Origin of the sequence: Agrococcus pavilionensis RW1, assembly GCF_000400485.1 — a bacterium.
Classification (GTDB): Bacteria; Actinomycetota; Actinomycetes; order Actinomycetales; family Microbacteriaceae; genus Agrococcus; species Agrococcus pavilionensis.
Genome location: NZ_ASHR01000032.1, coordinates 12,848 through 32,233, shown reverse-complemented (window position 1 = coordinate 32,233; position 19,386 = coordinate 12,848). Strand labels below are relative to the sequence as shown.

The following is a 19,386-nucleotide window of genomic DNA, read 5'->3' as shown; positions in this document are numbered from 1 at the left end:
GCCCCACCCGTCGAAGGAGACCGATGTCGCTCTACTCCCGCCTCGAACGCCGACTGGAGGCGAGCGCCGACGACGCCGGCCCCGTCCGCGGCACCTACTCGTCCGGCCGCATGCTCATGATCTGGCTCGCGGCGAACCTCGTCGTGACCACGCTGCTCACCGGCACGCTCTTCGTGCCCGACGTGCCCTACGGCCTCGTGCTCGGCCTCATCGTCGGCGGCACGCTGCTCGGCGCGTGCGTGCTCGTGCTCATCGGCGCGATCGGCACGCGCACCGGGCTGCCCACGATGGCGCTCACGCGCGGTCCCTTCGGCACGCGCGGCAGCCTGCTGCCGGCCGCGGCGAACCTCGTGATCCTCATGGGCTGGAGCTGGGTGCAGGCGATGCTCGCCGGCATCTCGCTCGACTACATCGTCGAGGCGCTCACGGGCTTCTCGAGCCCGGTGATCTTCGCCGTGCTGTGCCAGACGATCGTGGTCATCCTGGCGATCTTCGGCCACGCCGGCGTCGCGCGCATCGAGCCGTGGTTCGCCGCCGTCATCCTCGCGATCTCGGCCTACGTCTTCATCACCGCGTTCACGACCTTCACGCCCGCCGAGTTCGCCGAGATCCCCGCGAGCGCCGAGCCGTTCTACACGCCCGGCCTGATGTTCGACGTCGTGCTCGCGACCGCGATCTCGTGGACCGTCCTGTCGGCCGACTTCAACCGCTTCGCCCGCACGACGAAGGGCGGCGCGATCGGCTCGGGCGTCGGCTACACGCTCTCGACCGTCACCGCGATGACCGTCGGCGCGACCGCGATCGGCTACGTCGTGCTGAGCGGCGGCGAGGCCGTCGCGTTCGACCCGACGGCGATCATCGAGCCCTTCGGCGCGCTCTTCGCCGTCGCGATCTTCCTCTCGGTCATGGCCACCAACACGATGGTCGTCTACGGCATGGTCACGACGGTCGTGAACGCGCTGCCGGGCAAGCGCGTGCCGTTCCTCGCGAGCGCGCTCATCCTCGGCGTCATCTCGATCATCGGCGCGACCTTCTTCGGCCTGCTCGACCAGTTCACGACGTTCCTCGTCACGATCAGCGCGCTGTTCGCACCGGTGTTCGCGATCATGATCGTCGACTACTACCTGCTCAAGCGCCGCAGCTACACCGCCGACATCCTCGAGGCGCGCGGCGGCCGCTACTGGTACACGGGCGGCGTCAACTGGATCGCGGTCGGCTCGTGGCTCGTCGGCGCCGCGCTCGCCTATGCGTGGGCGTACGTGTGGCCGCTGCCGTTCGGCGCGACGGTGCCGAGCTTCGTCGTCACGTTCGTGCTCTACCTCGCGCTCTCGCTGCCCGGCCGTGCGAAGGGAGCCCCGGAGCCCGCGCCGCACCTGGCCGAGACGGCGGATGCGCGCTGAGACCACGGGGGAGGGTCGCGGCACGCTCGTCGACCTGAGCCATCCCGTCGTCGACGGGATGCAGGTCTACCCCGGCGACCCGGCGGTGCGCATCGAGCCCGCGCTCACGGTCGCGGCCGACGGCGTCGACGTCGCGAGCATCCGGATGGGCTCGCACACCGGCACCCACGTCGACGCGCCCTCCCACTCGATCGAGGGCGGCCGCACGATGGCCGACGTCGCGCTCGACGAGCTCGTGGGGGCGGCGCTCGTCGTGCGCGTCGCGGGGCTCGCCGACGGCGACGTGTACGGCTGGCGCGAGCTCGAGGCAGCGGGCCCGCTGCCGGAGCGAGTGCCGCCGATCGTGCTCGTCGACACCGGTTGGGCCGCGCACTTCGGCTCCGAGCGCGCGCTGCGCCACCCCGCCCTCGGCGCGGATGCCGCGCGCGAGCTCGTGCGCCGCGGCATGCGGGTGCTCGCGGTCGACACCCTGAGCCCCGACCCGACGGGGTCGACGGATGCGTCGTTCCCGGTCCACGAGGTCGTGCTCGGCGCCGATGGCCTCATCGTCGAGAACGTGCGGGGCCTCGAGGCGCTGCCGGCGACGGTGCGGGTCGGGTTCTTCCCGCTGCGACTCGCCGGCGACGGCGCCCCGGTCCGCGCGGTCGCCTTCCTCGACTGACTTGAGCCCCTTGCGTAGGTGAGTGGCGCGTTCCGCAGGTGGCTGGCGGGCGCCACTCGGGCGCGCAAGTGACCGCGCAAACGCGGAAGTGACCGCTCAGGCGCGGAAGTGACCACTCAGGCGCAGAAGTGACCACTCAGGCGCGCGGGTGACCACTCGGGCGCGGAGTGGCCGCCCGGCAGGACGACGAAGGCGGGGGCCCGTCGGGGCCCCCGCCTTCGAGGTGTGCGGCTCGGATCAGAGCGCAGCGGCCTGCTTCGCGATCGACGACTTGCGGTTCGCGGCCTGGTTCTTGTGGATGACGCCCTTCGAGGCAGCCTTGTCGAGCTTGCGCGCCGCGATGGCGACCTTCTCCTGCGCCACGGCCTTGTCGCCCGCGGCGATCGCCTTGCGCGCCTCGCGCACAGCGGTCTTGACCTCGCTCTTGACGGCGCGGTTGCGGTCGGTCGCCTTCTGGTTGGTGAGGATGCGCTTGATCTGCGACTTGATGTTCGCCACGTGGGGTCCTGTTCTGCTCGGAAGATGGTTGGCGGCGGCTTGCGCTCCGATGAGCCCCGCCGCGACCCGCCCTCGCGCGACGGGCGCGCAGAAGAAGGGGAAGCCAACGAACGACTCTACCAGCGCGCGGCCCGCGGTCGCAACGCGGCCCGACGCATCCGCTGTGGGAGAATGGACCATTCCGCACCACTCCATCGAGACCCCCATCGAGAAGGACCCGTGAGCCCCAGAGCGACCAAGGCACTCGAGCCTGCCTCGACCGATCCCGCGAGCATCCGCAACTTCTGCATCATCGCGCACATCGACCACGGCAAGTCGACCCTCGCCGACCGGATGCTGCAGCTCACGGGCGTCGTCGACGACCGCTCGATGCGCGCGCAGTACCTCGACCGCATGGACATCGAGCGCGAGCGCGGCATCACGATCAAGTCGCAGGCCGTGCGGATGCCGTGGGAGGTCGACGGGCAGACCTTCGCGCTCAACATGATCGACACCCCCGGCCACGTCGACTTCACCTACGAGGTGAGCCGGTCGCTCGCCGCGTGCGAGGGCGCGATCCTGCTCGTCGACGCCGCCCAGGGCATCGAGGCGCAGACGCTCGCGAACCTCTACCTCGCGATGGACAACGACCTCGAGATCATCCCGGTGCTCAACAAGATCGACCTGCCGGCCGCCGATCCCGACAAGTTCGCGGCCGAGATCGCCGGCCTCATCGGCGGCGACCCCGACGACGTGCTGCGCGTGAGCGGCAAGACGGGCGTCGGCGTCGACGCACTGCTCGACCGCGTCGTGCGCACGATCCCCGCGCCGCAGGGCGACGTCGACGGCCCCGCCCGCGCGATGATCTTCGACTCGGTCTACGACAGCTACCGCGGCGTCGTCACCTACGTCCGCATGGTCGACGGCCGGCTCGAGCCGCGCGAGCAGATCCAGATGATGTCGACCGGCGCGCGCCACGAGCTGCTCGAGATCGGCGTCTCGAGCCCCGAGCCAGTGCCCGCGAAGGGGCTCGCCGCGGGCGAGGTCGGCTACCTCATCACGGGCGTGAAGGACGTGCGCCAGTCGAAGGTCGGCGACACCGTCACGACCTACCGCGCACCCGCGACCGAGCCGCTCAAGGGCTACGCCGACCCCAAGCCCATGGTCTTCTCGGGCCTCTACCCGATCGACGGCAGCGACTACCCGGTGCTGCGCGAGGCGCTCGACAAGCTCAAGCTGTCGGATGCGGCGCTCGTCTACGAGCCGGAGACCTCGGTCGCGCTCGGCTTCGGCTTCCGCTGCGGCTTCCTCGGCCTCCTGCACCTCGAGATCATCACCGAGCGGCTCGAGCGCGAGTTCAACCTCGACCTCATCGCGACCGCCCCGAGCGTCGTCTACGAAGTGCAGACCGAGGACCGCGTCGTGCACACGGTGACGAACCCGAGCGAGTTCCCCGAGGGCAAGATCCACTCGATCGTCGAGCCGATGGTGCGCGCGACGATCCTCGCGCCCAAGGACTACGTCGGCGCGATCATGGAGCTGTGCCAGTCGCGCCGCGGCACGCTCGGCGGCATGGAGTACCTGTCGGAGGACCGCGTCGAGCTGCGCTACCGGCTGCCGCTCGGCGAGATCGTCTTCGACTTCTTCGACCAGCTCAAGTCGAAGACGCAGGGCTACGCCTCGCTCGACTACGAGCTCGACGGCGAGGAGGAGGGCGACCTCGTCAAGGTCGACATCCTGCTCCAGGGCGAGCAGGTGGATGCGTTCAGCGCGATCGTGCACCGCGACAAGGCCTACGCCTACGGGGTGCTCATGGCGGGCAAGCTCAAGGACCTCATCCCGAGGCAGCAGTTCGAGGTGCCGATCCAGGCCGCCGTCGGGGCGCGCATCATCGCGCGCGAGACGATCCGCGCGATCCGCAAGGACGTCCTCGCGAAGTGCTACGGCGGCGACATCTCCCGCAAGCGCAAGCTGCTCGAGAAGCAGAAGGAGGGCAAGAAGCGCATGAAGATGGTCGGCCGCGTCGAGGTGCCCCAAGAGGCGTTCATCGCCGCGCTCTCGAGCGGCGAGTCGAAGAAGGACGCGAAGTGAAGCCCATCCGCGAGCGCGCCACGAACTACGGCGCCGTCGGCGCGACGGCGCACTTCGACTTCACGCGCTTCCCGCCGAAGGGCTTCGAGGTCGTGCAGCGCCGCTCGCGCATCGGCCACGGCCGGCCGCGCTTCGACGCCGCCGTCGCGGCGCTGCGCACCTGGAAGGTGCAGCGGCTCGCGGGCATCGAGGTCGACGTCGTCGGCACCGAGGAGGGCACCGTCTACCGCCCGGTCGGCTTCCAGGACGGCGAGGCGACCCGCGCCGCGAGCGTCGAGCCGCAGCAGGACTTCGGTCCCGACGGCGAGCCGTTCCTGCAGCCGGGCGACTCGGTCGACCAGCGCATCCGCTTCCTCGGCATCCAGTTCCACGGTCCGATGCGGGTCATCGCGGTCGAGGAGGAGCCCAATAGCCACGGCGTGATCCTCGGCTCGCTCGAGGGCCACCCCGAGGCCGGCGAGGAGCGCTTCACGGTCGAGATCGCCGAGGACGAGACCGTCTTCCTCCACTTCCGCGCGATCGTCCGCAACGCCGCGTGGTACGCCAAGCTCGGCGCTCCCGTCTCGAAGGCGCTGCGCTCGAGGTACCACGACCGCTACATGGACGTGCTGCGCTCGATCGACGTGCGCTGACGTGGGTCGCCTGCCCGACGGCGAGGCGGCTCCCGCCGACGGCCGGCTGCCCGAGGGCACCGCGGCCGATGCGCCCTTCGGCGCCTACATCCACGTGCCGTTCTGCTCGGTGCGGTGCGGCTACTGCGACTTCAACACCTACACGGCCGACGAGCTGCGCGGCGCGACCCGCGCGGGCTACCCGGGCGACGTCGCCGCCGAGATCCGCCTCGCGCGCGAGGTGCTTGGCGAGCTCGGCCCGCTCCGGCCCATGCAGACCGTCTTCTTCGGCGGCGGCACGCCGACGCTCCTGCCGTCGGGCGACCTCGTCGCGATGCTGCAGGGCGTGACGGATGCCTTCGGGCTCGCGGACGGCGCGGAGGTCTCGGTCGAGGCGAACCCCGACTCGATCGACCTCGCGGGCCTCGCGCAACTGAGGGCGGGCGGCGTGACGCGCGTCTCGATCGGCATGCAGTCGGCGGTGCCGCACGTGCTCGCGGCGCTCGACCGCACGCACGACCCCGAGCGCGTGCCGCTCGTCGTCGAGTGGGCGCGCGAGGCGGGGCTCGAGGTGAGCCTCGACCTCATCTACGGCGCGCCGGGGGAGTCGCTCGCCGACTGGCAGCGCTCGCTCGACGCGGCCGTCGCGATGGCACCCGACCACATCTCGGCCTACGCGCTCATCGTCGAGGACGGCACCGCGCTCGCGCGGCGCATCCGCCGCGGCGAGCTCGCTGCCCCCGACGACGACCTGCAGGCCGCGATGTACGAGGCGGCGGATGCGACCCTCGGCCGGGCCGGCTACTCCTGGTACGAGATCTCCAACTGGGCGAAGGGCGACCGGGTCGCCCGGCACAACCTCGCCTACTGGCGCGGGCACGACTGGTGGGGCTTCGGGCCCGGCGCCCACAGCCACGTCGGCGGGGTGCGCTGGTGGAACGTCAAGCACCCCGCCGCCTACCGCGACCGGCTCGTCGCGGGCGCCTCGCCCGCGCTCGCGCGCGAGGTGCTCGACGCCGAGACGCGTCGCGTGGAGCGCGTGCTGCTGGAGTCGCGCATCGCCGAGGGGCTCGCGATCGACGTGCTCGACGCCGAGGGTCGCCGCGCCGTCGCGGGGCTCGTCGCCGACGGCCTCGTGGACGGGAGAGCCGCCCTCGCCGGCCGGGTGATCCCGACGCTGCGAGGGCGGCTGCTCGCCGACGCCGTCGTGCGGCGCCTGCTGCCCTGAGCTACTTCACCAGCCGCCAGTTGAACGGGTAGCGGTAGGAGCCGCCGGCGTTGACGCGCACGCCGCCGATGATCGAGAAGATCACCTGCAGCAGCCCCGGCACCCACCAGATCATCAGCAGCAGGAACCCGATGCCGACGAACGACAGGATGGTCCCGACGACGATGAGGCCGATCGTCAGGATCGTCATGAAGATGCCGAAGTTGAGCGCCTCCTTCGACTCCTGCCGCGCGAACGCGCTGCGGTCCTTGTAGATGAGGAAGACGATGAGCGGGCCGATCCAGCCGCCCCAGCCGCCGGTGACGATCGTCGAGAGGCCCGAGAGGTGGCCCCACATGCCGGCGTTCTTCTCGTCGACGGGCGACATGGGGGCGCCGGCCGCGTACTGCGGCTGGCCGGGCGCGCCGTACTGCGGAGCGCCGTGCTGCGGGGATCCGTACTGCGGCGATCCGTACTGCGGCGATCCGTGCTGCGGCGATCCGTACTGGGGGGCGCCATGCTGCTGGCCCCCCGGCTGGCCGTAGCCCGGCTGGGCGTAGCCGCCCTGGCCGTACCCGGGCTGGTCGAAGGGAGCGCTGCCCTGCTGGCCCGGCTGCGGCTGGCTCCAGTCGCGGCTCGCGTCGGAGCCGAACGCGGGCTGACCGGGCGCGCTCGGCACGGCGCCGCCCGCGGGAGCGGAGAAGGGCTCGGCCGGCTGGCCGAGCGCCGGAGCGGCGGGCGCGCTGGGGGCCGCGTGCTGCTCGTCGGTGACCGAGAAGCCCTCGCTCGAGGGGTCGGTCGGCTCGTGCTGGTCGTCTCGGCGGGGCACGTTGGGGTCGGACATGGGGAGTGCCTTTCGTGAGTGGTCCGCAGGATCTGCGGACGTTCCGCACGGCCATTGTGCGCCGGGATGGCTGGAGAACGGGTGAGCGATCGGGCGCGGCGCGTCGCGGCGCGGTAGGATTGGCAGTCAGCATTGGAGAGTGCCAGCAGGGGGGAAGGAGCGCGGGATGGTCTCGGATCGCGGTCTCGAGGTCCTCCGGGCGATCGTCGAGGACTACGTCGCCCTGCGGGAGCCGGTGGGGTCGAAGTCGATCGTCGAGCGGCACGCCTTCGGCGTCTCCGCGGCGACGATCCGCAATGACATGGCGCTCCTCGAGGAGGAGGAGCTCATCGTCGCGCCCCACACCTCGTCGGGCCGCGTGCCCACCGACAAGGGCTACCGCGTCTTCGTCGACCGCCTGCAGCGCATGCAGCCGCTCACCCCCGCGCAGCGCCAGGCGATCGCGCGCTTCCTCGACGAGTCGGTCGATCGCGACGACGTGCTCGCGCGCACCGCGCGCCTGCTCTCGAGCCTCACGAACCAGGTCGCGCTCGTGCAGGTGCCGCTCCGGCGCCCGGGCGCCGTGCGCCGCGTCGAGCTCGTCGCGGTCACCGAGTCGAAGGTGCTCGCGGTGCTCATCCTCGACTCGGGCCGCGTCGAGCAGCGACTGCTCGACGTCGGGCAGCGCATCGAGCCCGAGCAGGCATCGGTGCTCGGCCGGGCGTTCACCGAGACGATCGCCGAGCTCGCGCCCGCCGAGGCCGTCCAGCGCCTCTCGTCGACAGCCGCATCCGCCCCCGCCTCGATCGCGACCGCGACCGGCGCGGTCGCGCAGGCGCTGACCGAGATGCTGCAGGGGGCCGGCGGCGACCGCATCGTGATGGCGGGCGCCGCGAACCTCGTGCGGGAGGAGCGCGACTTCCAGGGCACCGTGACGCCCGTGCTCGACGCGATCGAGGAGCAGGTGACCCTCTTGCGCCTCTTCGACGAGATGGGCTCCGAGGGGGAGGTCGCGACCCGCATCGGCCGCGAGCTCTCGGGGCCGCTCGGCGAGGCGGCGGTCGTCGCCTCGACCTACACGGCCGACGGCAGCGAGGGGCACGTCGGCGTCCTGGGCCCGACCCGGATGGACTACGCAGGGAACATGGCCGCGGTGCGCGCAGTGGCGCGCTACCTCACGCGGCTGCTGAGCGAGGACTGAGTGAGCGACCACTACGAGACACTCGGCGTCGAGCGCGACGCCACGCAGGACGAGATCAAGAAGGCGTACCGCCGGCTCGCGCGAGAGCTGCACCCCGACGTCAACCCGAGCGAGGACGCGGCCGAGCGATTCAAGGACGTCACGCACGCGTACGACGTGCTCGGCGACCCGCAGTCGCGCGCGGAGTACGACCGCGGCCCGTCGCTCGGCGGGGCCGGGGGCTTCGGGTTCGGCGACATCTTCGAGCAGTTCTTCGGCGGCGGCCGCTCGGCCGGGCCGCGCTCGCGGCGCCAGCCGGGGCAGGACAGCCTGCTGCGCGTCGACCTCGACCTCGCCGACGTCGTCTTCGGCGTGCACCGGGAGCTGCGCGTGCAGACGGCCGTGCTGTGCGAGACGTGCGACGGCGCGTGCACCACGCCCGGATCGAGCCCGCAGCGCTGCACGATGTGCGGCGGCTCCGGCCACGTGCAGCGGCAGGTGCGGTCGCTGCTCGGCAACGTCGTCACCTCACAGCCGTGTGCGGCGTGCCAGGGCTACGGGAGCATCATCCCCGAGCCGTGCCCGACGTGCGCGGGCCACGGCCGCGTGCGCGCCGAGCGCACGATCCCCGTCGACATCCCCGCGGGCGTCGACACGGGCCTGCGCATCCAGCTGCCCGGCCAGGGCGAGGTCGGCGAGGCCGGCGGCCCCGCCGGCACGCTCTACCTCGAGATCAACGTGCGCCACCACGACGTCTTCTCCCGCTCGGGCGACGACCTGCTCGGCACGCTCGAGGTGTCGATCTCCGACGCCGCGCTCGGCGCGCGGAGCACCGTCGAGGGCATCGACGGCCCCGTCGAGGTCGAGGTGCGCCCCGGCACGCAGTCGGGCGACGTCATCACGATCGGGGAGCGCGGCGTCACGCGCCTCCGCGGCGCCGGCCGCGGCGACCTCAAGCTCGGCGTGCAGGTCGTCACGCCGCAGCGCATCGACCGGCGCACGGAGGAGCTGCTGCGCGAGCTCCGCGACCGCACGAAGGCGCCCGCGCCGCAGCTCGCCCAGTTCAAGCAGGGGCTGTTCGCGAAGATGCGCGACCGCCTCCGGCTCTGATGGCCCACTGCTACTGGCACGACGCGCTCGTGGGCGCCGAGCCGGGCGCGGTCGTGACGCTCGCGGGCGAGGAGGCGCACCACGCCGCCGTCGTCTCGCGCATGCGCCGCGGCGAGCGCGTGCTCGTGAGCGACGGCGCTGGCACGCTCGCCGAGGGGATCATCGACCGCGTCGAGCGCGACGGCGTAGACGTCGTGCTGCAGCGCGTCGAGGCGGTGCCGCAGCCGAGCCCGCGCATCGCGCTCGCCCAGGCGCTCGCGAAGGGCGATCGGGCCGAGCTCGCCGTGCAGGCCTCGACCGAGCTCGGCGTCGACGTCATCGTGCCGTGGCAAGCGCGGCGCAGCGTCGTGCAGTGGAAGGGCGACCGCGGCGACAAGGCGCTCGAGCGCTGGCGGCGCATCGTGCGCGAGGCGGGCAAGCAGGCGATCCGGGCGCGGCTGCCCGAGGTCGTCGGGGTCGTCGACACCGCGGGCCTCGCGGGCCTCGGCGCGCACTGGCAGCTCGTCGTGCTCGACCCGACCGCGCCGGCCTCGATCGCCGAGGTGCCGGTCGAGCGCGACGCGCTGCTCGTCGTGGGGCCCGAGGGAGGCATCGACCCGGGGGAGCTCGAGGCGCTCGACGCGGCCGGCGCCGTGCGCGCGCGCATGGGCGACCACGTGCTGCGCACGTCGACCGCCGGGCTCGCGGGGCTCGCGGCGCTGTCGCTGCGGCTCGGGCGCTGGTGAGCCGGGCGCGAGTAGGCTGACGACCATGGCTGAGCCCACCGTGTTCGAGCGGATCGTCGCCCGAGAGATCCCGGCGGAGATCGTCCTCGAGACCGACCGCATCATCGCCTTCACCGACATCGCGCCGCAAGCGCCGATGCACGTCGTGGTCGTGCCGAAGTCGCCGCAGTACCGCGACGTCGTCGAGCTCGCTGCCGGCGACCCCCACCTCATGGCCGAGATGGTGCAGGCCGCGCAGGCGATCGCCCGGGAGCGCGCCGAGGGCGACTTCCGGCTCGTGTTCAACACCGGCGAGCTCGCCGGGCAGACCGTCTTCCACGTGCACGCGCACGTGCTCGCCGGCGCACTCAGAGAGGGATCGCTTGCCTGACGCAACCCGTTCGATCGAGATCGACGGCATCGAGATGGTGCGGCTGCTGGGGCCGCAGGACCGGCTCCTCACGCGCCTCGAGCACGAGCACCCCGACGTGCGCGTCGCCGTGCGCGGCAACCTCGTCACGCTCGAGGGGCCCGAGCACGACGTCGAGGTCGCCGGCCGGCTCGTGCAGGAGCTCGTCGACCTCGTCCGGCAGGGCGCGGCCCTCAGCCAGACGGAGGTCGCCGAGGGCAGCCGCATCCTGCGGCAGGACACCTCGCGGAGCCTCGCCGACGCGATCGGCGAGGTGATCCTCACGAGCAAGGGCAAGTCGATCCGGGCGAAGACCGAGGGCCAGCGCGCCTACGTCGAGTCGATCGATGCGCACACGATCGTCTTCGGCATCGGCCCCGCCGGCACGGGGAAGACCTACCTCGCGATGGCGAAGGCGGTGCAGGCACTGCACCGCAAGGAGGTCAACCGCATCATCCTCACGCGCCCCGCTGTCGAGGCGGGGGAGCGGCTCGGCTTCCTGCCCGGCACGCTCACCGACAAGATCGACCCCTACCTCCGGCCGCTCTACGACGCGCTCAACGAGATGATGGATCCCGAGCTCGTGCCGAAGCTGCTCGCGACAGGCGTCGTCGAGGTCGCGCCGCTCGCCTACATGCGCGGCCGCACGCTCAACGACTCGTTCATCGTGCTCGACGAGGCGCAGAACACGACGCCCGAGCAGATGAAGATGTTCCTCACGCGCCTCGGCTTCGGCTCGAAGATGGTCGTCACGGGCGACGCGACGCAGGTCGACCTGCCCGCGGGCACCTCGGGCCTGCAGGTCGCGCAGCAAGTGCTCGGCAAGATCGACGACATCCGCTTCGCGATGCTCACGAGCGCCGACGTCGTGCGGCACACGCTCGTCGGCGAGATCGTCGACGCCTACACGGCGCACGACCAGCGGGTCATGGCGCGGCAGGCCCGCCAGGGCCAGCAGTCGCACCACGCGCGGCGAGGGAGGCACTGATGTCGATCGACCTCCTGAACGAGACGGATGCGTCGGTCGACGAGGCGCAGCTCGTGCGGCTCGTCGCGCACCACCTCGAGAAGCTCTTCGTGCACCCCGACGCCGACGTGTCGATCGCGCTCGTCGACGTCGCCGCGATGGAGCAGCTGCACGTGCAGTGGATGGACGAGCCCGGCCCCACCGACGTGCTCTCCTTCCCGATGGACGAGCTGCGGCCCGGCAGCCACGACCGGCCCGCGCCCGCGGGCCTGCTCGGCGACATCGTGCTGTGCCCCGAGGTCGCCCAGCAGCAGGCGCTCGAGGCGAGCCACTCGCTCATGACGGAGCTGCGGCTCCTCACGACCCACGGGCTCCTCCACCTGCTCGGCTTCGACCACGCCGAGCCCGCGGAGCGCGACGAGATGTTCGAGCTGCAGGACACGCTGCTCGCGGCGTTCGAGGCGGCCGACAGCGGCACGCCCGGCCGCGTCCGCTGATGTTCGAGGTCGTCCTCTTCGTCGTCGCGGGGCTGCTGATCGTCTTCGGCGCCTGGCTCGCCGCGTGCGACGCGGCGCTCGGCGTCGTCTCGCGCGCCGAGCTGCAGGAGGCGGCCGTCGCCGCCCGCCGCGGCCGGAAGATGCTCGCGATCGCCGACGACCTGCGCGGCCACGTCATGACGCTCCAGTTCGGCCGCATCATGTGCGAGACGATCGCCGCGGTGCTCGTCGCCCTCGCCGTCGACTCGCTCGTCACCGAGTGGTGGATCACGCTGCTCGTCGCCGGCGGCGTCATGATCGTCGTCTCGTTCGTGCTCGTCGGCACGAGCCCGCGCGCGGTCGGCCGCCAGCACGCCGTCGCGCTCCTGCGCGCCTCCGCCGGCTTCCTCCGCTTCTGGCGCGTGCTCATGGGGCCGATCGCGATGCTCGTCGCGACCGTCGGCGAGAAGGTCACGCCCGGCCGCCAGCGCGAGACGGCGTTCACGACCGAGGCGCAGCTCCTGTCGATGGTCGACGCCGCCGCCGAGAGCGACGTGCTCGAGGACGAGGACCGCGAGCTCATCCACTCGATCTTCGAGTTCAACGACACGCTCGTGCGCGAGGTCATGGTGCCGCGCCCCGACATGATCGTCGTCGAGCGCGACGTCACAGCGCAGGACGCGCTCCGGCAGTTCCTCGACAACGGGCTCTCGCGCATGCCGGTCGTGGGGGAGTCGACCGACGAGATCCTTGGGATCCTGTACCTGCGCGACGTCGTGCGCTCCCGCACGTGGCGCCCCGACGCATCCGAGACCGCCGAGGAGCTCGCCCGCCCGGCGGTGCTCGTGCCGGAGTCGAAGAAGGCCGACGACACGCTCGCGCTCATGCAGGCCGATCGCGTGCACGTCGCGATGGTCGTCGACGAGTACGGGGGCATCGCCGGGCTCGTGACGCTCGAGGACCTCGTCGAGGAGCTCGTGGGCGAGATCCACGACGAGCACGACCGGGGCCGCAGCGAGGTCGTCGAGGTCGGCGACGGCTCGTGGCGCGTCTCGGCGCGGCTGCAGATCGACGAGCTCGGCGACCTGTTCGACCTCTCGCTCGACGACGAGGAGGTCGACACCGTCGGCGGGCTCGTGCAGAAGGAGCTCGGGCGCATCGCCGAGGTCGGCGACGTCGTGCACGTCGCGGGGCTGCGCATCGAGGTGCGCTCGCTCGACGGCCGCGGCCGGCTCGCGGGCGAGATGGAGGTCTCGCGCATCGTCGAGGCCGAGACGACGGCGGAGGCCGAGGCATGAGCGAGCACCGGAGCGGATTCGTCACCTTCGTCGGGAGGCCCAACGCGGGCAAGTCGACGCTCATGAACGCGCTCGTGGGCGAGAAGATCGCGATCACGTCGTCGAAGCCGCAGACGACGCGCCACGCGATCCGCGGCGTCGTGCACCGCGACGACGCGCAGCTCGTCATCGTCGACACCCCGGGAATGCACAAGCCGCGCACGCTGCTCGGCAAGCGGCTCAACGCCGTCGTGCAGACGACGCTCGGCGACGTCGACGTCATCTGCCTGTGCGTGCCGGCCGACGAGCCGCTCGGCCCCGGCGACCGCTACATCGACCAGCAGCTCGAGGGCTTCCCGCGCGCGAAGAAGGTCGCCGTCGTGACGAAGACCGACGCCGCCTCGAAGGAGCGCGTCGCGCAGCAGCTGCTCGCGGTGAGCGAGCTGCGCGAGTGGGATGCGATCGTGCCGCTGTCGTCGGTCGCGGGCCACCAGCTCGACGTGCTCGTCGACGCGCTCGTCGAGCTGCTGCCCGAGGGGCCGCCGCTCTACGAGGCCGAGACGACGACGGAGGAGCCGCTCTCGGTGCGCATCGCCGAGCTCATCCGCGAGGCCGCGCTCGAGGGCGTGCGCGACGAGCTGCCGCACTCGATCATGGTGACGCTCGACGACATCGTGCGCCGCGAGGACCGCGAGCTCACCGACGTCTACGCGAACCTCTGGGTCGAGCGCGACAGCCAGAAGGGCATCATCATCGGCAAGGGCGGCTCGCGGCTGCGGCAGGTGGGGGCGGATGCGCGGCGCGAGATCGAGCGCATCGTCGGCACCCAGGTGCACCTCGACCTGCGCGTGAAGGTCGCGAAGGAGTGGCAGGGGGACCCGAAGCAGCTGGGGCGCTTCGGGTTCTGACCTGCGGGTGCGGGCGGGCGACCGCCTTGTCCCCCTCCCGGATGATTCCGCGCCCGCGCAGGCCGACGCATCCGCTGCCCGCCATACGCTGGCAGGCGTGACCGCCGACACCCTCGCGCCCGACGCGCAGCCCGCCGTCCCGGCGCGGGTGCGCGCCCCGCTCGATCGCGACGCGCTCCGCACCGACGGCCTCATCGCGGCCGTCACGCTCGGCATGCTCGCGGTGCCGACGCTGCTCATCGGCGGGCTCTTCTTCAACTGGGGCTGGCACTGGCTGCTGCTCGTGATCGAGACCGCCGCGATCGGCGCGGCGATCCTGGCGCGCCGCCGCTGGCCGCTGCTCGCGCTCGCCGGGCTCGTCGCGCTCGCGGCCGTGCACGTCGCGCTCGCCGCACCGCTCTTCCCGGTCTGGTTCGCGGTGCTCGTGCCGCTCTACTCCGCCGGTCGCTTCTGCCGCTGGCCCGGCAGGCTCGCGGCGGCCGGGCTCTCGCTCGTCGCCTCGGTGCTCGCGGCCTACTGGATCACGACCACGGGCGGCCTCGCCGGCTACTCGCCGGGCGTGCTCGTGCCCTTCGACGAGGTGCTGCGGCTCGCGGTGGTCGTGTGGGTGCCGCCGATGCTGCTGTTCTCGATGACGATCCTGATCGGCTGGGGCGTCTCCTCGGTCGCGCGCTCCGAGGCGGCGGTCCAGGTCGCGCAGGTCTCGAGCCGGCGCGCGACCGAGCAGGAGGAGCGCGCCGCCCTCGCTCGCGACATGCACGACGTCGTCGCCCACTCGCTCGCGGTCGTCATCGCGCAGGCGAACGGCGCGCGCTACACGCGCGACCCCGCGGTGAAGGACGCGACGCTCGAGACGATCGCCGGCACCGCGAAGCAAGCGCTCGGCGACGTGCGGCTGCTGCTCGCGCAGCTGCGCCACAGCGAGGCGCCCGACCCCGTCGCGTCGCTCGACGACGTCGACGCACTCGTCGAGCGGATGCGCGGCAGCGGCCTCGACGTGCGGCTCGAGCGGGTGGGCGGCCGGCCCCCGCTGCCGCGCACGGCCGACATCGCCGCCTACCGGATCCTGCAGGAGGCGCTCACGAACGCGCTGCGCCACGGCGATCGCGACCAGCCGGTGCACGTGCGGCTCAGGAGCGCGGGGCCTGGCGTCGTGATCGACGTGCACAACCGACTCGCCGCCGCCCCCGGCCCCGCCGGGCACGGCGTGAGCGGCATGCACGAGCGCGCGAGGCTCGCGGGCGGCGACGTCTGGACGGGCATCGAGCACGAGTGGTTCCGCGTGCGCGCGGCGTTCCCGGCGGGGCTCGCATGATCCGCGTCCTCATCGTCGACGACCAGGCGCTGTTCCGCAGCGGCATCCGCATGCTCGTCGAGTCGCAGCCCGACCTGCAGTGCGTCGGCGAAGCGGCGGACGGCGCACAGGCTGTGCGGCTCGCCGAGGAGCAGCAGCCCGACGTCGTGCTCATGGACGTGCGGATGCCCGTGCTCGACGGCATCTCGGCGACCGATCGCATCGTGCGCGCGCAGCCCGACGTGCGGGTCGTCGTGCTCACGACCTTCGACCTCGACGAGGCCGCGGCGCGCGCCATCCGGGCCGGGGCATCCGGCTTCGTGCTCAAGGACGCCGAGCCCGAGCTCGTGCTCGCCGCGATCCGCACCGTGCACGCCGGCAACGAGGTCGTCGCCGCGAGCGCGACGCGGGAGCTGTTCAAGGCGTTCGGTCGCCAGCAGCGATCGGCGCCCGCGGCGTTCGCCGAGCTCACCGAGCGGGAGCGGCAGATCTTCGCGCTCGCCGCGAAGGGGCTCTCGAACACCGAGATCGCCCGCAGCGAGTTCGTCTCGGAGGCGACCGTCAAGACCCACATCTCGCGCATCCTCGGCAAGCTGGGCCTGCGCGACCGCGTGCAGCTCGTCGTCTTCGCCTACGAGCACGGGCTCGCGGGCGAGTCGCGCTGAGGCGTCCGGCCGCATGCACGTCGACGAGACCGGACCGGCGGGCGCGCCGCCGCTCCTGCTGCTCCACGGCGGCGGAGTGGGCGGCTGGATGTGGCGGCCGACGCTCGCGGCGCTCCGGCACCCCGTGCGCGCCCTCGTGCCCGACCTGCCCGGGCACGGGCGCAGCGCATCCGACCCCTACCGCTCGCACGCCGAAACGCTCGCCGGGCTCGAGGTGCTGCTGGAGGAGCGCGCGTCGAGCGGCTCGGTGGTCGCGGGCTTCTCGCTCGGCGCGCAGCTCGCGGTGCTGCTCGCCGCCCGCCGCCCCGAGCTCGTCGCCGACGCGGTCGTCGTGAGCGCGCAAGCGAGGCCGCTGCCGCTCGCCGGCCCGACGCTCGCGCTGCTCGGGCTCAGCGCGCCGCTCGCGCGCGTGCCGTGGTTCGCACGGCTGCAGGCCCGCGAGCTCCTCGTGCCCGACGAGCTGCTGCCCGAGTACGTCGCGGGCAGCGCCGCGATCACGCGGGCGACGCTCCTCGCGAGCGTGGGGGAGAACCTGCGCTTCACCGTGCCGGACGGCTGGGGCGCGAGCGGCAGTGCGCTCGTCGTCGTCGGCGGCGCCGAGCGCCGGGTCATGCGCGACTCGGCGCGGCTCCTGCACGACGCGCATCCCGGCAGCGAGCTGCGCGTCGTCCCGCGCGCCGGGCACGGGCTGCCGCTCGAGCACCCGGAGCGCATGGCGGCGATGCTCGATGAGCGGCTCGCGCGGCTCGATCGGTGACGGGCGGATGCTTCGGTCGACCGGGCGGATCATCCCGGCGGATGACCGCGGTTCCGGCTCGCGGCTGACGACGCGCGGTCGCCGCGCGCCTTGACTGGGAGCATGCACAGCCACCCTTCCCCGTCCTCGCACGCCCTCCTCCTGCGCGGCGTCACCAAGCGCTACGGCACCGGCGCCGCCGTCGTCACCGCGCTCGACGGCGTCGACCTCGCGATCGAGCCCGGCTCGATCACCGCCGTCATGGGCCCGTCCGGCTCGGGCAAGTCGACCCTCCTGCACCTCGCGGCCGGGCTCGACGCGCCGAGCGCCGGCGACGTCATCATCGGCGGCCGATCGGTCGTCGGCCTCGACGACGACGCGCTCACGGCGCTGCGCCGCGACGAGGTGGGCGTGGTCTTCCAGTCGTTCAACCTCGTGCCGAGCCTCACCGCGCTCGAGAACGTCGAGCTGCCCGCGCGCCTCGCGGGGCGCGCGCCCGACCACGAGCGCATCGCCGCGCTGCTCGACGACCTCGACGTCGCGGCGCTCGCCGAGCGTCGCCCGCACGAGCTCTCGGGCGGCCAGCAGCAGCGCTTCGCGATCGCCCGCGCCCTCGCGCAGCGACCCGCGATCGTGCTCGCCGACGAGCCGACCGGAGCGCTCGACTCCGCGACCTCCCGCGAGGTGCAGGACATCCTGGTCGCGAGCGCCGCGGCCGGGCAGGCGATCGTCGTCGTCACCCACGACCCCGCGGTCGCCGCTCGCGCCGAGCGCATCGTGCTCCTGCGCGACGGGCGCATCGAGGAGGAGCTGCCCGCGACCGACGCCTCGACCGTCGCCCAGCGCATGCTCGAGGCCGCCCGATGAGCGGCACCGACCGCCGCGCCTCGCGCTCGGGGCTGTGGCTCGCGTTCGCCGTCTCGGTGCTCGCCGCGGGCTTCGGCACCGCGCTGTCGACCGTCATGGAGCACGCCGCGCTCGTGCTCTACGGCGAGGCGCTCATCGCAGGCAGCGAGACCGGCCGACTGCTGCTCGCGCTCGCGCAGTCGCTCCTCATCGGCGTCTCGATCGTCGTCGGCGCGATCGTCACTCGGCAGGCGCTGACCGGCGCGGTGGAGGACCGGCGCGCGGAGATCGCGCTGCGGCGGCTCCTCGGAGCGTCCTCCCGCGCCGAGCGGCGCCGCCTGCTCGGCGGCTTCGCGATCGTCGGCATCGGCGGCGCCGCCGCGGGCTGGGCGCTCGGCGTCGGCGGCGCCGTCCTCGCGAGCGAAGCCTTCGCGGCGCTGCCCGAGGGGCTCGACCTGCGCGGCCTGCCCGTCGTCGAGCCGTGGGCCGCGGTGCCTGCCGCCATCGTCGCGGTCGCCGCGGTGCTCGCGGCGCTGTTCGCGACCCGCTCGGTGCTCGCCGTCTCCCCGCTGGAGGCGCTCCGGAGCTCCGCGGTCGACGTCGAGACGACGGTGGCGCGCCGTCGCACCGGCGGCGTCGTGACGCTCGTCTCGGGTGCCGTGCTGCTCGCGGCGGCGGTGCTGCTCGGCCCCGTCTCGCCGCTCGCCGTGCTCGTCGGCTTCGCCGGCGGCGTCGTGGCCACCGCCGGCATCGTGGCGCTCGCGCCGGCGATCGCCCCGCCGCTCGTGACGCTCGCCTCGCGGGCGCTCGGGCGGAGCGTGCCCGCGCGAGCCGCGGCCGGCACGCTCGCGACGCATCCGGGACGCACGTCGGCCCTCGTGCTCTCGCTCTTCGCCGGGACGGCGGTCGTCACGATGATGATCGCTGCCGGCTCGTCGCTCACGACCGCGGCCCACACGATCGAGCGCGACCCCTTCTTCCAGCAGCAGCTGCGCGAGCTGATCGTCGGCGTCACGAGCGTCGTCGCCGGCATCGTCGGGTTCTCGGCGCTGCTCGGCGTGCTCGGCTTCGTCGCCTCGATGCTGCTCTCGGTGCGCCGCCGCACGCGCGAGATCGGGCTGCTGCGCACGCTCGGCCTCCGCCGCGGCCAGACGCGCTCGATGCTGCTCGCCGAGGCGGGGGCGATCACGATCGTCGCGGTCTCGACCGGCTTCGCGGTCGGTACGCTCTACGGCTGGATCGGCGCGCACGCGATGCTCTCGTCGGTGCAGGGCGTCGTCTCGACCGCGCCGTCGCTGCCGTGGCAGCTGCCGCTCGCGCTCGCAGCCGTCGGCCTCGCCGTCGCGGTCGCGACGAGTCTCCCGGCGGGGCAGCGCGCGGCGCGCATCGCACCGCTCGCCGCGGTCGCCGCGGAGTGACGCACCCGGCGCCGCTCGGGCGCCGGGTGTAGTCTGATCGCATGCAGAGCGTGCTGCTCCTTCGTCGCCGCGGCGAGGCCTGAACCCCGGGCTCCCTCGTCGCGGAGGCTGTCCTGCCCGGACCTC

20 protein-coding genes are annotated in these 19,386 nt (G+C 73.1%); 18 read left to right on the top strand and 2 right to left on the bottom strand.

Features of this window, described 5'->3' with window-relative positions:
* Positions 1-23: 23 nt before the first annotated feature.
* Both L332_RS26400 and L332_RS26395 read left to right on the top strand, forming a co-directional pair.
* Entirely contained in the window at positions 24-1,400 is a 1,377-nt protein-coding gene (locus tag L332_RS26400; RefSeq protein ID WP_021011341.1) for a purine-cytosine permease family protein, read from the top strand.
* Positions 1,390-2,061: a cyclase family protein gene (locus tag L332_RS26395; protein WP_021011340.1), complete on the top strand. Its 672-nt coding sequence runs from the start codon at positions 1,390-1,392 to the stop codon at positions 2,059-2,061. Before L332_RS26400 ends, L332_RS26395 begins: the two co-directional genes overlap by 11 nt.
* A 237-nt stretch (positions 2,062-2,298) precedes the next feature.
* On the opposite strand, the gene rpsT is transcribed toward L332_RS26395, so the two are convergent.
* Complete coding sequence (rpsT, locus tag L332_RS26390) at positions 2,299-2,559, bottom strand: 30S ribosomal protein S20 (RefSeq protein ID WP_021011339.1); 261 nt, start codon at positions 2,557-2,559, stop codon at positions 2,299-2,301.
* 219 nt (positions 2,560-2,778) lie between these two features.
* Between rpsT and lepA the strand changes: the two genes are divergently transcribed.
* The 3 genes from lepA to hemW are packed head-to-tail and all read left to right on the top strand — an operon-like array spanning position 2,779 to position 6,468.
* Positions 2,779-4,629, top strand: coding sequence for a translation elongation factor 4 (gene lepA / locus L332_RS26385; protein ID WP_021011338.1), 1,851 nt, complete (start codon positions 2,779-2,781; stop codon positions 4,627-4,629).
* The gene (locus L332_RS29570; protein WP_021011337.1) at positions 4,626-5,261 is read left to right on the top strand and encodes a DUF1990 family protein; all 636 of its coding nucleotides are present in this window, start codon (positions 4,626-4,628) and stop codon (positions 5,259-5,261) included. Before lepA ends, L332_RS29570 begins: the two co-directional genes overlap by 4 nt.
* Before the next feature lies 1 nt (position 5,262).
* The gene (gene hemW / locus L332_RS26380) at positions 5,263-6,468 is read left to right on the top strand and encodes a radical SAM family heme chaperone HemW (RefSeq protein ID WP_021011336.1); all 1,206 of its coding nucleotides are present in this window, start codon (positions 5,263-5,265) and stop codon (positions 6,466-6,468) included.
* A gap of 1 nt (position 6,469) precedes the next feature.
* On the opposite strand, the gene L332_RS30940 is transcribed toward hemW, so the two are convergent.
* Positions 6,470-7,291, bottom strand: a complete 822-nt coding sequence (locus L332_RS30940) for a DUF4870 domain-containing protein (protein WP_021011335.1) — start codon at positions 7,289-7,291, stop codon at positions 6,470-6,472.
* A gap of 166 nt (positions 7,292-7,457) precedes the next feature.
* Between L332_RS30940 and hrcA the strand changes: the two genes are divergently transcribed.
* The 13 genes from hrcA to L332_RS26315 all read left to right on the top strand — a co-directional run bounded on the left by hrcA (position 7,458) and on the right by L332_RS26315 (position 19,260).
* Complete coding sequence (hrcA, locus tag L332_RS26370) at positions 7,458-8,471, top strand: heat-inducible transcriptional repressor HrcA (RefSeq protein WP_021011334.1); 1,014 nt, start codon at positions 7,458-7,460, stop codon at positions 8,469-8,471.
* Complete coding sequence (gene dnaJ, locus L332_RS26365; protein WP_021011333.1) at positions 8,472-9,560, top strand: molecular chaperone DnaJ; 1,089 nt, start codon at positions 8,472-8,474, stop codon at positions 9,558-9,560.
* Positions 9,560-10,285, top strand: a complete 726-nt coding sequence (locus tag L332_RS26360) for a 16S rRNA (uracil(1498)-N(3))-methyltransferase (protein WP_021011332.1) — start codon at positions 9,560-9,562, stop codon at positions 10,283-10,285. Before dnaJ ends, L332_RS26360 begins: the two co-directional genes overlap by 1 nt.
* A gap of 25 nt (positions 10,286-10,310) precedes the next feature.
* Complete coding sequence (locus L332_RS26355; RefSeq protein WP_021011331.1) at positions 10,311-10,655, top strand: histidine triad nucleotide-binding protein; 345 nt, start codon at positions 10,311-10,313, stop codon at positions 10,653-10,655.
* A 34-nt stretch (positions 10,656-10,689) separates the two neighbouring features.
* Positions 10,690-11,661, top strand: coding sequence for a PhoH family protein (locus L332_RS26350; RefSeq protein WP_021065087.1), 972 nt, complete (start codon positions 10,690-10,692; stop codon positions 11,659-11,661).
* On the top strand, positions 11,661-12,137 hold the full coding sequence (gene ybeY / locus L332_RS26345; protein WP_021011329.1) for an rRNA maturation RNase YbeY: 477 nt from the start codon (positions 11,661-11,663) through the stop codon (positions 12,135-12,137). The genes L332_RS26350 and ybeY overlap by 1 nt, the downstream gene beginning before the upstream one ends.
* Positions 12,137-13,414, top strand: coding sequence for a hemolysin family protein (locus tag L332_RS26340; RefSeq protein WP_021011328.1), 1,278 nt, complete (start codon positions 12,137-12,139; stop codon positions 13,412-13,414). The genes ybeY and L332_RS26340 overlap by 1 nt, the downstream gene beginning before the upstream one ends.
* A complete protein-coding gene (era, locus tag L332_RS26335; protein ID WP_021011327.1) occupies positions 13,411-14,301 on the top strand; it encodes a GTPase Era in 891 nt (296 codons plus the stop codon). Before L332_RS26340 ends, era begins: the two co-directional genes overlap by 4 nt.
* Before the next feature lie 97 nt (positions 14,302-14,398).
* A complete protein-coding gene (locus L332_RS0115585; RefSeq protein ID WP_021011326.1) occupies positions 14,399-15,616 on the top strand; it encodes a sensor histidine kinase in 1,218 nt (405 codons plus the stop codon).
* A complete protein-coding gene (locus L332_RS26330; protein ID WP_021011325.1) occupies positions 15,613-16,260 on the top strand; it encodes a response regulator in 648 nt (215 codons plus the stop codon). The genes L332_RS0115585 and L332_RS26330 overlap by 4 nt, the downstream gene beginning before the upstream one ends.
* Before the next feature lie 13 nt (positions 16,261-16,273).
* The gene (locus L332_RS26325) at positions 16,274-17,017 is read left to right on the top strand and encodes an alpha/beta fold hydrolase (RefSeq protein ID WP_021011324.1); all 744 of its coding nucleotides are present in this window, start codon (positions 16,274-16,276) and stop codon (positions 17,015-17,017) included.
* A 102-nt stretch (positions 17,018-17,119) separates the two neighbouring features.
* Positions 17,120-17,863, top strand: a complete 744-nt coding sequence (locus L332_RS26320) for an ABC transporter ATP-binding protein (RefSeq protein ID WP_021011323.1) — start codon at positions 17,120-17,122, stop codon at positions 17,861-17,863.
* On the top strand, positions 17,860-19,260 hold the full coding sequence (locus L332_RS26315; protein WP_021011322.1) for an ABC transporter permease: 1,401 nt from the start codon (positions 17,860-17,862) through the stop codon (positions 19,258-19,260). The genes L332_RS26320 and L332_RS26315 overlap by 4 nt, the downstream gene beginning before the upstream one ends.
* The last annotated feature ends 126 nt before the right edge of the window (positions 19,261-19,386 follow it).